At 63.8% G+C, this 12,964-nt stretch carries 11 protein-coding genes; 2 read left to right on the forward strand and 9 right to left on the reverse strand.

What is annotated here, in order from left to right; genetic code table 11:
* Positions 1-25 precede the first annotated feature (25 nt).
* The 3 genes from PV760_RS15530 to PV760_RS15540 form a co-directional block, all read right to left on the reverse strand.
* Positions 26-1,897, reverse strand: coding sequence for a bifunctional sugar phosphate isomerase/epimerase/4-hydroxyphenylpyruvate dioxygenase family protein (locus tag PV760_RS15530; RefSeq protein WP_018779352.1), 1,872 nt, complete (start codon positions 1,895-1,897; stop codon positions 26-28).
* A complete protein-coding gene (locus PV760_RS15535; protein ID WP_079582309.1) occupies positions 1,897-2,814 on the reverse strand; it encodes a shikimate dehydrogenase in 918 nt (305 codons plus the stop codon). The genes PV760_RS15530 and PV760_RS15535 overlap by 1 nt, the downstream gene beginning before the upstream one ends.
* 224 nt (positions 2,815-3,038) lie before the next feature.
* A complete protein-coding gene (locus PV760_RS15540; RefSeq protein WP_193590248.1) occupies positions 3,039-3,809 on the reverse strand; it encodes an IclR family transcriptional regulator in 771 nt (256 codons plus the stop codon).
* 205 nt (positions 3,810-4,014) lie between these two features.
* Between PV760_RS15540 and PV760_RS15545 the strand changes: the two genes are divergently transcribed.
* Positions 4,015-5,334: an MFS transporter gene (locus PV760_RS15545; protein ID WP_018779355.1), complete on the forward strand. Its 1,320-nt coding sequence runs from the start codon at positions 4,015-4,017 to the stop codon at positions 5,332-5,334.
* Positions 5,335-5,474: 140 nt separating this feature from the next.
* Here the strand turns inward: PV760_RS15545 and PV760_RS15550 are convergent, their stop codons facing one another.
* The gene (locus tag PV760_RS15550; protein WP_354628193.1) at positions 5,475-8,198 is read right to left on the reverse strand and encodes an FG-GAP-like repeat-containing protein; all 2,724 of its coding nucleotides are present in this window, start codon (positions 8,196-8,198) and stop codon (positions 5,475-5,477) included.
* Between the two features lie 274 nt (positions 8,199-8,472).
* Between PV760_RS15550 and PV760_RS15555 the strand changes: the two genes are divergently transcribed.
* On the forward strand, positions 8,473-8,709 hold the full coding sequence (locus PV760_RS15555) for a hypothetical protein (protein ID WP_018779356.1): 237 nt from the start codon (positions 8,473-8,475) through the stop codon (positions 8,707-8,709).
* A gap of 39 nt (positions 8,710-8,748) precedes the next feature.
* Here PV760_RS15555 and PV760_RS15560 read toward each other — a convergent pair whose 3' ends face one another.
* The 5 genes from PV760_RS15560 to PV760_RS15580 form a co-directional block, all read right to left on the reverse strand.
* Entirely contained in the window at positions 8,749-9,036 is a 288-nt protein-coding gene (locus PV760_RS15560) for a MoaD/ThiS family protein (protein ID WP_018779357.1), read from the reverse strand.
* A 7-nt stretch (positions 9,037-9,043) separates the two neighbouring features.
* The gene (locus PV760_RS15565; RefSeq protein ID WP_039243451.1) at positions 9,044-10,204 is read right to left on the reverse strand and encodes a WD40/YVTN/BNR-like repeat-containing protein; all 1,161 of its coding nucleotides are present in this window, start codon (positions 10,202-10,204) and stop codon (positions 9,044-9,046) included.
* Positions 10,205-10,364: 160 nt separating this feature from the next.
* Positions 10,365-11,510 carry a GGDEF domain-containing protein gene (locus PV760_RS15570; protein WP_354628194.1) on the reverse strand — a complete coding sequence of 382 codons (1,146 nt, stop codon included), beginning with the start codon at positions 11,508-11,510 and terminating at the stop codon, positions 10,365-10,367.
* A gap of 125 nt (positions 11,511-11,635) precedes the next feature.
* On the reverse strand, positions 11,636-12,031 hold the full coding sequence (locus PV760_RS15575; protein ID WP_079582304.1) for a (R)-mandelonitrile lyase: 396 nt from the start codon (positions 12,029-12,031) through the stop codon (positions 11,636-11,638).
* A gap of 17 nt (positions 12,032-12,048) precedes the next feature.
* Positions 12,049-12,927, reverse strand: a complete 879-nt coding sequence (locus PV760_RS15580) for a helix-turn-helix transcriptional regulator (RefSeq protein WP_018779361.1) — start codon at positions 12,925-12,927, stop codon at positions 12,049-12,051.
* Between the last annotated feature and the right edge of the window lie 37 nt (positions 12,928-12,964).

Here is a 12,964-nt window from a genome sequence, read left to right on the forward strand (position 1 = left end):
TGGATTCTTTGTGAGGTTCGGGCAGCTATGCCCGGTGAAGTGAGTCGTATTGGACGGCATGGCGGACTGGGGCATTCGGGGCTCCGTAGCCGTTGTAGCTGCCACGGCGCTCCACCATTTCAAAAAACACACTGCCTACTGTGGCCGTGTAGAAGTGGAGGAATTCGCCGTTGGCGTCCCGGTCATACAGGAGGTTGAGCTCCTGGAGGGTGGCCAGGAAGCCCGGTTCAAGATCGAACCGTGCGTCCAGGTCCTCGTAATAGTTGGCCGGAATCTGCAGGAACTCAAGGCCGCGGTCCCGGGCGGACCGCGCCGTGGCCACGAGGTCGTCCACGGCGAAGGCGATGTGTTCCTGGTACGTTTTGCGGGCGTTCTGCGCTTGCTGGGCCGGCGCCAGGTTCAGCACCAGCCGCACCGCGCCGGTGCTGGTTTCCATGACCTGCGAGCGCACCAGGCCGCTGGGGCTCGGGACCTCTGCGAACGGCAGCGGTTCCAGTGCCAATGCGCTGGTGTAGAAGAGGACGGCTTCGTCAAAGTGCTGCCACGGCTGGGCGAGGTTCACGTGGTCAATGACCGCGTTCTGCCCGCTGGGAACGTGTTCCAGGCCTTCGCCGAACTCGTGCGTCCAGGCTGCGGTTCCGTCAGGGCTGCCTTGGCACAGGAAGATCTCGGTGGAGTCCGGGGCGGAGATGCCTTGGAAGACTTCCTCGTCGGCCTGGACCTTGCGCGCCACTACGGGCGCCTTGAGTTGCTGGGCGCGGGCGGAGGCAATCACTGGAGAGTCGACGTCGAACCCCAGGGCTGCGATGGCCGGTTCCGAGTGCGAGGCCGCTTGCTCGTTGATGATGACGCGTGCCTGGCCCATGGTCCAGAGCTGGACGTCCTTGGTGCGGTGGCGTCCCTCGAATCCGAAGCCGAGCTGCCCCAGGAGCTTCTCGAGCTGCGCGGTGTCGTCGGCTTTGACCTCGGCGAAGTTGAAGCCGGCTGGTTCGTTGACCTTGGGCAGCGTGGCAAGTTCCATGGGATAACGACGGCGGGACGCGGCTGCTGCTTCCGTTCCGGCTTCCGCGGACGTGCCGGCCAGCCACTTTGCGCTCTGTTCTTCCAGCCAGATGAGTGAGCGCATGGCATCCACTGCGGTCCGTTCCACGTCCGACTGGCGGAAGACGTCATTGAAGACCTCGAGCGATACCGGCCCGGTGTAACCCGCACGGACGACGTGGCCCATGAACTTGGCGAGCTCGAACTGTCCCTCCCCGGGGAAGACCCGGTAGTGGCGGCTCCAGGAGAGCACGTCCATGGAGAGCTTGGGGGCGTCGGCAACCTGCACGAAGAAGATCTTCTCCGCGTTAATGTCCTCGATCGGGGCGGTGTCCCAGTCGCGGGAAAGGATGTGGAAGGAGTCCAGGCAGGTGCCGAGGTTCGGATGGTCCACCATTTCCACCAGGCGGTAGGCGTGCTCGTAGTCGTTGACGTACTTGCCCCAGGCCAAGGCCTCGTAGGCAACCTTGACCCCGTGGTCTCCTGCCAGTCCGGCGAGCGCTGCCAGCTGTTCGGCCCGCAGCTGGTCGTCATCGATGGTGGCCGTGGCCACGTTGGAGCAGACCAGGATGGTGTCCATGCCCAGACGCGACATGAGCTTGAACTTGGCCTCGGCCCGCTTGAGGTTGGCCTTCAGCAGGTCCGGAGTCACGCCGTCGAAATCCCGGAACGGCTGGTAGAGATCCAGGCCCAGGCCGAGGTCGGCGGCCATCTTCCGGATGTCCTCGGGACTCAGCGGGGACGTGACGAGGTCCTGCTCGAAGATCTCGATGCCGTCGAAGCCCGCGATGGCGCAGGCCTGCATCTTTTCCTTCAAGGTGCCCGACAGGCAGACTGTGGCGATTCCGGTGCGCATCAGTGGGCCGCCTTTGCGAGGGTGCCGGCGGAGAGCGCGGTTGCGGCGTCTTCCAGGGCGATCAGCTCCAGGAAGTGCTCCCGCATGCGGTTGCGGTCGGCGTCCCGTCCGGTGAAGAGTTTGAAGGCGTCGGCCGCCTGACCGACTGCCATGCGGCCGCCGTCGAGGACTTTGCAGCCCTTGGCCCGTGCTTCGCGGACCAGTTGCGTTTCGATGGGGCGGTAGACGATGTCCGCCACCCAGTGCCTCGGCTCCACGAGTCCCAGGTCCAGCGGCAGTCCGGGGTGGGCGGCCATGCCGATCGGGGTGCAGTGCACCAGGCCGTCTGCGAGGGGCATGATCTGCGGGAGTTCGTCCGTGCTGCGCGGGGTGACGGTGGCCGCGGGGAAGAGTCCGCTGAGTTCGTCGGCACGTTCCACGGCCCGGGCAGGATCCACGTCCACCAAGTCCAGGGTGGTGACACCGGCCTTGAGGAGCGCGTAGGCGACGGCAGAACCGGCCCCGCCGGCGCCAAGCTGGACGACGCGGCCCAAGGTGGCGTCCGGAAGTCCATCCCTCAAGGCCGAACCAAAGCCGGAGAAGTCCGTGTTGTGTCCGATGAACCGGCCGTCCTGGATCAGGACCGTATTGACGGCACCCAGGCGCGCGGCGTCGTCGGAAATTTCATCAAGGTGCCCAAGCACCAGCTGCTTGCACGGGTGAGTGATGTTAAGGCCGTTGAAGCCCATGCGGGCGGCTGCGGTGAGGAGGTCCCCGACGGCGGCGGCCGGCAAGGCCAGCTCCAGCAGGTCGATGGGGCGGTACAGCAAGCGAAGGCCCTGCACATCGGCTTCGCGTTCATGCATGGGCGGCGTGAGCGAGGGCATGACCCCTTCGCCAACGAGGCCCACCAGAACGGACTCGGCTCGGTTGCTCATCCTAAGCTCCTTTGACTTCAGCACCGCGGCCATTGACGTTTTCTGGGGCGTCGACGGCCGGGTGTTATCCAGATTACTACAAGTGTTCATATTCCGCACGCTTGTTCTTATCGCGAACAAATGACGTGCCAGATGCGTTGTGTCGGGCTGGTTTATGCGTTGCGGGGCCTGCTTTGCGCGCCAAGAGTCGCGTTTAGCGCGCAGAACGGGCCTCGCAACGAAGCTCAGCGCTGCGGCAGGCGGGCCGCTAGTTCAGCCGCGGCCTCCTGCAGGGTGGGCACATGGGCGATGAGTTCCTCCATGCTGAGTCGGAAAACCGGAACGGCAGTGGCCAGCGAAGCGAACGCGTGGCCCTGGGAGTTGAGGACCGGGACAGCGACGGCACGCATGCCGATCTCGTTTTCCTCGTCCATCACGGCGTAGCCCTGCCGGCGCACCTGTTCAATTTCCGCCCTAAAGGCATCCCGATCAGTAATGGAATGCTCAGTGAGCGGATCCAGGGGAAGTTCCTCGATCAGGCGTTTTCGCTCGGGCTCATCCTCGAACGCAACCAGGGCCTTGCCCACCGACGTCGTGTGCAACGCTCCCAGATGTCCGGGGTCACTGGTGACGCGGAACGTCTTGGGCCCGTCCACCTTGTTGACTGTGAGGTGGTGGTCGCCGTCGCGGACCGAGAGGATGGTGGCCTCATGCGTACTGTCGGTGACCCGCTGCAGGACCGGCAGCGCTGTGGCAGCGAAGCCGTGGTGGTTGGAGACGCGTTGTCCGAGCTGGAAGACGCGCAGGCCCAGGTGGTAGCGGCGGCCATCGGGTTCGTAGTCAACGAATCCGTCGCGGGTCAACGAGCCCAGCAGCCGGTAGGTGGTACTGAAAGGCAGTCCGGCGCTTCTGGCCAGATCCGCCGCACTTGCACCCTTCGGCTCGTTTCCCAGCAGGACCAGCAGGCCCAGGGCTTTGCCGACCATGTCGGTCTTTGTGTCCTCTTTCACACTCATAACCCGATGCTCTCACATAGTGAGAGCTATTTCTAGATGGTGATTACACCTCTTGACAAGTGACCATACTCACAGGGATCATTGCTGTATTACGCAAGTAGCTCTCACCATGTGGTTACTAGCTAAGGGATTGACCGGCCGCACCTCGCTTGGGTCTCCCGCTGAAGCTCTATTCGCGACATCGTCGTCACAGAAGGAACACCCAATGAGCCAAACAATGCCGTCAGCGACGCCAGGCATCACCGAAACCACCGGGACTCCGAAGAAGGCTGCCCTCGCCAGCTTCCTGGGCAGCGCCGTGGAGTACTACGACTTCTTCATCTTCGGATCTGCCGCGGCCTTGATTTTCCCGCACGTCTTCTTCCCGGACGCAGACACCAATGCGGCCGTCATGTCCTTTGCCACGTTCGGCTTCGCCTACCTTGCACGGCCCATCGGCGCTGCGTTCCTGGGTCACTTCGGCGACCGGATCGGCCGGCAGAAGGTCCTCATGTTCACCCTGGTGCTCATGGGCGCCTCGACCTTCGTGATCGGCTGCCTACCCGACTTCAAAACCATCGGCTGGGGTGCCCCGATCCTCCTGGTACTTGCCCGGCTCTGCCAGGGTTTGTCGGCAGCGGGCGAGCAGGCCGGCGCGTCATCCATGACCCTGGAGCACGCCCCGGACAACCGCCGCTCCTTCTTCACCTCATGGACCTTGACGGGAACGCAGGGCGGCCAGATCCTGGCAGCGCTCGTGTTCATTCCCGTGGTGGCACTGCCGGATGACATCAAGTACGGCATCGGCTGGCGTATTCCGTTCTGGCTCAGCGCAGTAGTGGTGCTGGTTGCCTTCTTCATCCGCCGCACCCTGCACGAGCCACCCGCATTCGCTGAGGCACAGAAGAACAACCAGATTGCCAAGCTCCCCATCGCCGACCTCCTCAAGCACCACTGGCAGGACGTCCTCCGCGTGATCTGCTGCGCGTTCATTGCCGCAGTCAGCACGGTCTTCGGCACCCTGGCCATCAAGTACGCCCAGGACGTTGCGCATGTGAACAGCACCATCACCCTATGGCTGGTGGTTGTGGCCAACCTCGTGGCTCTGGGAACCCAGCCGCTCTTCGGCACGCTGGCAGACCGCATCGGCCGCAAGCCCGTGTTCATCTACGGAGCAGTGGCCAGCGCCATCATGACGCCGGTCTTCTTCCTGAGCTTCGAGTCCGGTTCCACGCCGCTGATGTTCCTGGCCGCCGTCGTGTACTTCTCCCTTGGCTACGCTGCCGCCAACGCCGTCTGGCCGTCGTTCTACGGTGAAATGTTCAGCACCAAGGTCCGCTTCTCCGGGCTGGCCATCGGCACGCAGCTCGGCTTCCTCGCCGCAGGTTTCGCCCCGACCATCGTGACCGCCATCGGTGGCACCAAGCCCGGTGGATGGGTTCCCGTGTCCATCTTCACGGCCATCGTCTGCCTCATCGCCATCGTCTCGGCCTCCACGGCGCGCGAATCGGCAAAGGTCCCGACGGCGGAACTCGGCCTGCGCTAGAACGTCACCTCTCCGGCGCTCCAGCCCTGTTGCCGGAGCTTCGGAACGGGGAAAGCCCGGCACGTCTCCTGACATGCCGGGCTTTTCGCTGCCCCGGCCTCAGCGTTCAGCCAAGGCAAGCAGCAAAGAACATCCCAGGCCTACCGTGGATCCAGCAGCACGGACTGAAAGCTCCCCTGACCGGTTCCTGTGTACAGGAAGAGCTCCCCGTTTCCGCCAACACCCACAACTGACGGATTTCCCGTTCCGGTGAAGCCTGTCCCCAAGGCCGCGAACGAGCTGAAAGTGTTCCAGCCGGAACCCAAGGCAACGCGGGCCAGGAATCCGCCGCTGCCATTGCCCGGATACAGCCACAACGCCCCGTCAGTGCCCCGGGCCATGATGTCCTCCCGGCCATCGCCGTTGAAGTCCCCACCCTGCACTACCGAGTCAAAAATGTCCCACCCCGTGCCGATCTGCTTCCACGGCAGGAAGCCGCCCGAACCGTTACCCGGGTAAAGCCACAAGCTGCCGTTGGCGGCGCGTGCCACAAGGTCCGCTTTGCCGTCACCCGAGAAATCGCCCGGAGCGAGAAGTTCAGTGAAACCCTGCCAGCCGACACCGATCTGCTTGCGGGCCAGGAACTGGCCCCGGCCGTCTGTCGGGTACAACCACAGCGCTCCGCCGGCTGTCCGTGCGACCAGGTCCGGGTGGCCATCGCCGTCGAAATCTCCGGCACTCAGGACAGTATTGAAAGCATTCCACCCCGACCCCACCTGGACGCGGGGCAGGAAGCCGCCGGAACCGTTCCCCGGATAGAGCCACAACGCGCCGTCAGTACCGCGGGCCAGGATGTCGGCGACTGCATCTCCGTCGAAATCTCCCGCCTCCCAGACCTGGCTGAACTGGTTCCAACCGGCACCGATGACCAAGCGTTCGGCAAAGCCCGAACCGCTGCCCGGGTAGAGCCGCATGGACCCCCCGGAGGTCACCGTCAGGACATCGGACTTCTTATCACCCGTGAAGTCCTGTCCGCTCACGATGTCGCCCACCGCGTTCCAACCGCTGCCGATTGCGACGCGCGGCACGAAACCACCCCAGCCGTTGCCGGGGTACAGGTAGAGGGTGCCGTCGCTTGCCCGCGCCAGAAGCCCGAAGGAGCCATCGGAAGTGATGCTGGTGAAGCCGTTCCAACCCGATCCGATCTGCGACCAGGCACGGAAGCCGCCCTGGCCATCTCCTGGGTAAAGCCAGAGAGTGCCATCCGGCTTGGTCGCCATGACGTCGAGGCGGGCATCGCCGTCGAAATCGCCCACGCCAATGATGTTCGTGAAGCCCTGCCAGCCGGATCCGATTTGCCGCTTGGCGAGGAAACCGCCGTTTCCGTCGCCCGGGTATAGCCAGAGGACACCGTCGCTGGTGCGCGCCAGGATGTCGCTTCGTCCGTCTCCATCGAAATCCGAAAAGCCGGTGATGGCATCGAAAATATTCCACCCGAAGCCCACCTGACGCGGATTATCCAGCCTGTTGCCGGGCAACCCGGCATAGAGCATCAGGGAGCCGTCGGGCTCGCGGGAGAAGACATCGGCGAGTCCATCGCCGTCGAAATCCCCCGTAGAAAAGCGGACCTTGGCGGTGAGCCGCGGGTCGGCAGTGATGGTGATGGTGGCCGACGTCGACGACACCGAATTCATGGTCACCTGCGTACCGGTGTACGTGGTGAAGGTGCTCCCTGCCTGCCAGGCGTGGTTGCTGGCGTACCACGGGTCGGAGAAAGGCTTGGTGGAGGGCATCAGAATCAGGGAAGAAGCGATGGTGGCGCCGCCGCGCTGGACGATCTTCACGCCCATGTTTCCGGGTTTGCCGGCTGTTCCCAGGTAATTGTCATAGCCGGCAGGTTCCCGCAGCTCCAGGTAATAGACCTCTTTGCTGACGGGATCGGTGAATTTGATCGCCCGCTGGGCTTCGGTGCCTCCCCACGGCTTGAGCGTGTAGCTCTTGGAACCCGTTGCGATGCCCACGTCCCGGATCTCATCCCCGCGGCCCAGGCCCGCATAGTCCCAGAACGTGGAACTCACAACCGGCGTCGCGTACTGGGCAGCTCCCATGATGTCGGTGGTGTCGCCGTACTCGCGGATGTAGCAGGACGGATCGGTGAACTGGCCGTTGCTGTTGACCCCGACGTCGGACACTCCGCTGCCGCACTGCAGGGCATCTGCGTGCATCAGGCCTATGACGTGGCCGAACTCGTGGCTCATCACGTTGTTGGTGAAGCTGCTGATCTGGGGCAGGAGCACCCGGCCGCTGTAACTGCCGCTGCTGTACCCGGCGCCCAAGGCGTTGCCGGACAACGTGGACGTCGGAATGAAGATGACCAGCGCTGTGTAAGGGCTGGCCGACCAGTTCAACTCCCCCGTGATCGTGGAGATGATGGTGCTGTAACTGTCCGTGGAGCGGGCCTTGGATTGGTGGCCGGCGACTTTGCTGGCCACCGTCATGGACAGCTTGTTGGCCGTCATGGCTTTCCAGTAGTTGCTGGTGGACACCACAGCCTTTTCAGCGTCCGTCATGGAAACCGGGTTGGTGTTGTCCGCCAGTTTCGCGGTGACCAGCCGGACGTTGATGGTGCCGCCCGGACCGGCTGCCGCAGCTCCGTCACGGAGCAGCGAGTCGACGTCGGACTGACCCTTGGTGGGCTGCTTGGTTTCCGGGAGCGGCGCCTCGAAAACATGCTCCGAGTGCGGTGTGCCCTCAACGAATTGGACGTTCGGATTATCGGGCCCGGGAAGTGGTACTGCCGTGGCAGGAGCCTGGACAAAAAACAGGCCGGCGGCAAAAACCACCAAGCCTGTGGACAGCGCGAGCGATCGCCGTAAAACACCCATTGGTTCTCCCGGGAGGACGGAGCCTGTGGTTGCTGTAAATCTCAGTAACCGAGATCAGGCTACAACCGCGTCGGCACTGGCCTGCGGAGGCGCCGGACTTCAGGCGGGCGCGTCTTGTGGCCGTCCGTCGCGGCGGCGCCCGCGCACGGGCGGAAACGCAACCATCCCGGAATGCTAACCGGACCCTAACCACGCCGAAATACCGTGGCAACATTGCCCCTCCACACTGGAATAGCCGGCAAGTGCAGGCACCAGCTCCAGCCAGGAGGACACCATGCTGAAGGAAGTAACCACTCAAACAACACGAATACGCGCGATCAGCCAGCTCCACCGCGGAGACGAGATCGAGGCCCGCCTGTCGGTTGGGCCCGCCTACGACGACGTGGTCATACGCCGCGGACGCGTCCAGGAAACGGCGCCAGGGATCGGCGTCGTCTGGATCATGGATTACGCCTCCGGGATGAGGAAAGCCATCAATACCGACGAATGCAGTGTTTGGCGCGTCGCCTGAACAGTCTCTGCTGGAGACCAGGCTGGACGCCCTTCACCCTCAGCCGCCGGCCACGGACTGGACTATCAAGACCTCCTGGCCCGCCGCAACTTCCGTTTCAAGACCATTCAACCGCCGGACCTCGTCACCGTTAACGTAAATATTCACGAAACGGCGCAGTGCCCCGGTTTCATCACGCAAACGCCTGGCCAGGACCGGATAATCTCCGGTCACCGAGTCCAAGAGCTGTCCAACGGTCACAGCACCGTCGGCGGACGCAGTCAGACAGGACTGTCCGCCGACGAGCGGCTGCAGGACACCAGGCAACAGGACCGTAAAGTCAGCCACAACGGACCTAACCAGGTACCGGAGCGCTGGCTGCTGATTGCTCGACGGCGGTGGCTCCGGCGTCGCTGCCAACAACGACGGCCGCACGAACGCACAGCACGTCCGGCAAGTGCGAGACCACTTCATTGAAGGTCTCGCCCTCGTCGGCGCTGGCGTAAACGGAACCACCGCGGGTTCCGAAGTACACACCCACGGGTTCGGCAGTATCCACGGATGCCGCATCCCGGAGCACCGCGTTGTATTCGTGATCCGGCAGGCCCGTGTGCAGTTCCTTCCAGGTGTTACCGGCATCGTCGGTTCGGTGGACGCTGAGCTTGCTGCCAGGCGGGATGCGTTCACCGTCAGCCTTGAGCGGGATGACCCAGGCCGTCCCTTCCCGGCGCGGATGGGTGAGCATGACGAATCCGAAATCGGCTGGCAGCCCTTCGGCGATGGAATCCCAATTCTCGCCGTTGTCATCCGTCCGGTACACACCGTGGTGGTTCTGCGCGTACAGACGGCCTTCCACGGAGGCATCGGCTGCGATCTTGTGGACGCACTGGCCGAACTCGGGATTGGGGTCCGGCATGAAGTACGCCGAAATGCCCTTGTTGCGGGGCTCCCAGGAGGTCCCGCCGTCGAGGGATCTGTAGACGCCGCCAGTGCTCATGGCGATGTGGACCTTCTCGCCGGATGGATCCACCACAATCGAGTGTGCCGCCGCGCCGCCGTAGCCCGCACCCCATTCACTGCGGTGGGGGTGGTCCCATAGTCCGCGGTTCAGCTCGAAGTGTTCGCCGCCGTCGGTGGATTTCCACACCGAAATCGGCTCGCAACCGGCCCACACGACGCCTGGGCGGGAGTCGGCGTCGGGGTAGATCTGCCACACCCGCTCCAGGGCGGCGTCGGTGCCGTCCGGGAATTTGATGGCGCCTTGCTCGGGCTCGGTCCATGTGGCGCCGAGGTCGTCTGAGTGTGCCACGGTGGGTCCCCAGTGCTCTGACCTTACCCCCACCATGATTCGTGTTTTGCCGTCCCGCGTGTCTATCCCGATGCTGGGTATCTCGCTCATCAGGAAGTGCGGACCGGAGAGGGACCATTCTTTTCGGTCCGGGCTGGTTGCCAGCCACAGGCCTTTCTTGGTTCCGATCGCCAGGACATAACTTTCTGCGGTAGCCATGAGTCCCATCGAACCATCGTGGGGTGGGGAGGGCAATGGGTTTTCGGAGCCATGTGGAGAATTCACGAGGGCTTGCGCTTGGTCCTGGGATTCGGGTCCCGGCACCGGATTCCCGATCCGTGGCCACACCAGCTACGAGTACCTCAGGCAACCTTCGCGTTGTGTGATGTCAGGTGGCGGAGGCCGCGTCCAAAGGACCATCGGCCTTGAACGCGCGGTTCCTGCCCGCTGCTTTGGCTTGGTAAAGGGCCCCATCGGCAGTGTGGATCAGCTGGGCCAGCGTTGAGCCCGAAATTGCCGTGGATGAAATCCCATAGCTGACAGTGGGAAACTCCAGCCCGTCAGGTGCCGGCGCAGCGGCCAGGCGCCGGCTGATCTCGGTGGTGATGGCTTCCGCCGCGACCTCGTCGGCACCCGGCAGGAAAATGACAAATTCCTCCCCGCCGTACCGGCCCACCAAGTCGGTCCTGCGCAACGAACCCTTGCACGCCACGGCAAACGCCCGGATGGCAGCGTCCCCGGCGGCATGCCCGTGGGTATCGTTCACGGACTTGAAATGATCAAGGTCGGCCAGGACAACGGCCGCAGACCTGCCCGCCGTTTGCAGGGCAGCGAGCTCCCGCTCAGCCAATTCCATGAAAGCCTGGCGATTGAACAAGCCCGTCATTCCGTCGCGCGATGCCCGCTCATTGAGCCTCGTGATGAGCTGGTGGCTATTGAGCGCGGTCATGCTGAAGGAAACCAGGACCAGCAGCATGATCAGCAGCAAGCACGTCACCGCCGGGCTGAAATAGGACTGCAGGACCTCGCTGTCCGGCCCGGCCACGGCATAGACCACGATGCGGCAACCGAAGTAGGCCACCAGGACAGCAGCGACAACCAGCAGCGGCCGGTGAGCTTGCGAGGCCCGCGACTTCAGCAAGGCCAGTTCCCGGGCGGCGAGCGCCATCCCGGTCGCCATCAAAGCGAAGTACGCCAACCCGCCCTGCCACGCGCCGTCGGGGTCGGTTTCAATGACTGTTGCCGAAGCCGTTACTGCCGGAGCCGCAAATAGCAGCCACAACGGCGTGCCAAGGTTCCGCAAGGAACGGAACCCCGCCCAGACACCGAAGGCTCCGGCGACCGTAAGAGCGTTGCCCAGGGGGCTGGCTACCCAGCCCCAGTCCGTTTCCTTCAGCCAGTACGCCACGTTGCCCGCAAGCCAGCACCCCAAGGCAGCACACCAATAGGCGCTGTAGAGCGATCGGGTCCTCCGGTAAGAACCCAGGAAAAGAACCCACAGTGTTAACGTCACAACAGCAAGAGCAAGTTTCATGCTCAACAAATCCAACATCGAATCCCCCATTCACCGGCCAGCATAAGGGCCGGCAGGAGAATGGGCGGGACACGACGCGGCGGAGGACCGCAGCTGCAGGGCGGGCTATGCCCGGAAAGAGCTGCTCAGACCCCGTAGTCCTCGTCCGTGACGTGTTCCAGCCAAGTCACGACCTGGCCGTTCCCGTCGGCCTCCTGCATCGCGATATGTGCCATGAACCGGTCCGGGGTGGCGCCGTGCCAGTGTTCCTCGCCAGGTTCGATGTAGACAACGTCGCCGGGGCGGATCTCCTGTATCCCCCCGTCCCGCGTAGCCACCAGACCTATTCCGTCGGTGACATACAGGGTTTGTCCCTTGGGGTGGTGGTGCCAGGCAGTCCGTGCACCGGGAGCGAACCGGACGTGTGCGCAGCCGATGGCTGATTGCCCATCCGGGTTCCGGATACCGTCGATCTGCACGGTTCCCGTGAACCATTCCTTCGGGCCGGCTGCTGTCGGGCTGCCGCTTTTCGTGTACTTCATGTTTCGCTCCTCAAGAATCAGCGCGTGCCGGCCGTGGCCTTTTCGACGACGTTTTCGGTAGCCGCCCAGGACGCCAGGAGTTTCAAGCCTTCCTCGCTGGCACTGCCTGGCACGGCCGGGTAGACGGTGACGTGGAGGCCGGTATCCTCGTCGAGTTCGAGCTGCTGGTAGGTCAGTTCCAGCGATCCGACCACCGGGTGCTGGAAGGTCTTCATTCCCGAGCGGTGCCGCCGGACATTGTGCGCGGCCCAAAGGGTGCGGAATTCCTCGCTCCGCATGGACAACTCGCCCACGAGTTCGGCGATTGCCTTGTCATGGGGGAAGCGACCCGCGTGGCGGCGCAGGATCTCCACGTTGGTGTTCGCGGCACGGTTCCAATCGGGATAAAAATCCCGTCCGCGGGGATCCAGGAAGATGAACCGGGAGTGGTTCGCGGGGCCGGCCGTGCTCCGGAAGAGGTCGAAGTACATGGCGTAACCCAGAGCATTAGCAGCCACCACGTCCATGCGGTTGTTGGAGATCAGAGCCGGTGCTCCCGTAATGGAATCCAGGAAAAACTGGAGCGCGGGATCGATCGTGCGGGCCGCCTTCTTGACCTTCGTGCGCCCGCCCCGGTTGGCTGTCCGGGCGAGGTCGTAGAGGTGCTCGAGTTCTGCGCGGTCCAGTTGCAGCGCCCCGGCGATGGCGTCCAGGACGCTGTCCGATACGCCGGAGAGATTTCCTCGCTCCAACCGGATGTAGTAGTCGATACTGACACCGGCAAGCCGCGCCACTTCATCGCGCCGCAGGCCGGTGACCCGCCGTCGAATGCCGAAAGCTTCGATGCCTGCCTGCTCCGGGGTGATGCGTGCGCGGCGGGACATCAGGAACTCCCGCACTTCCGACCGATTGTCCATGCCCTCCACGTTACGACCCCCGTTGCCCGTGGTGAGA

Source organism: Paenarthrobacter sp. CC6, assembly GCF_040560085.1.
In the GTDB taxonomy this organism is placed as follows: domain Bacteria; phylum Actinomycetota; class Actinomycetes; order Actinomycetales; family Micrococcaceae; genus Arthrobacter; species Arthrobacter nicotinovorans.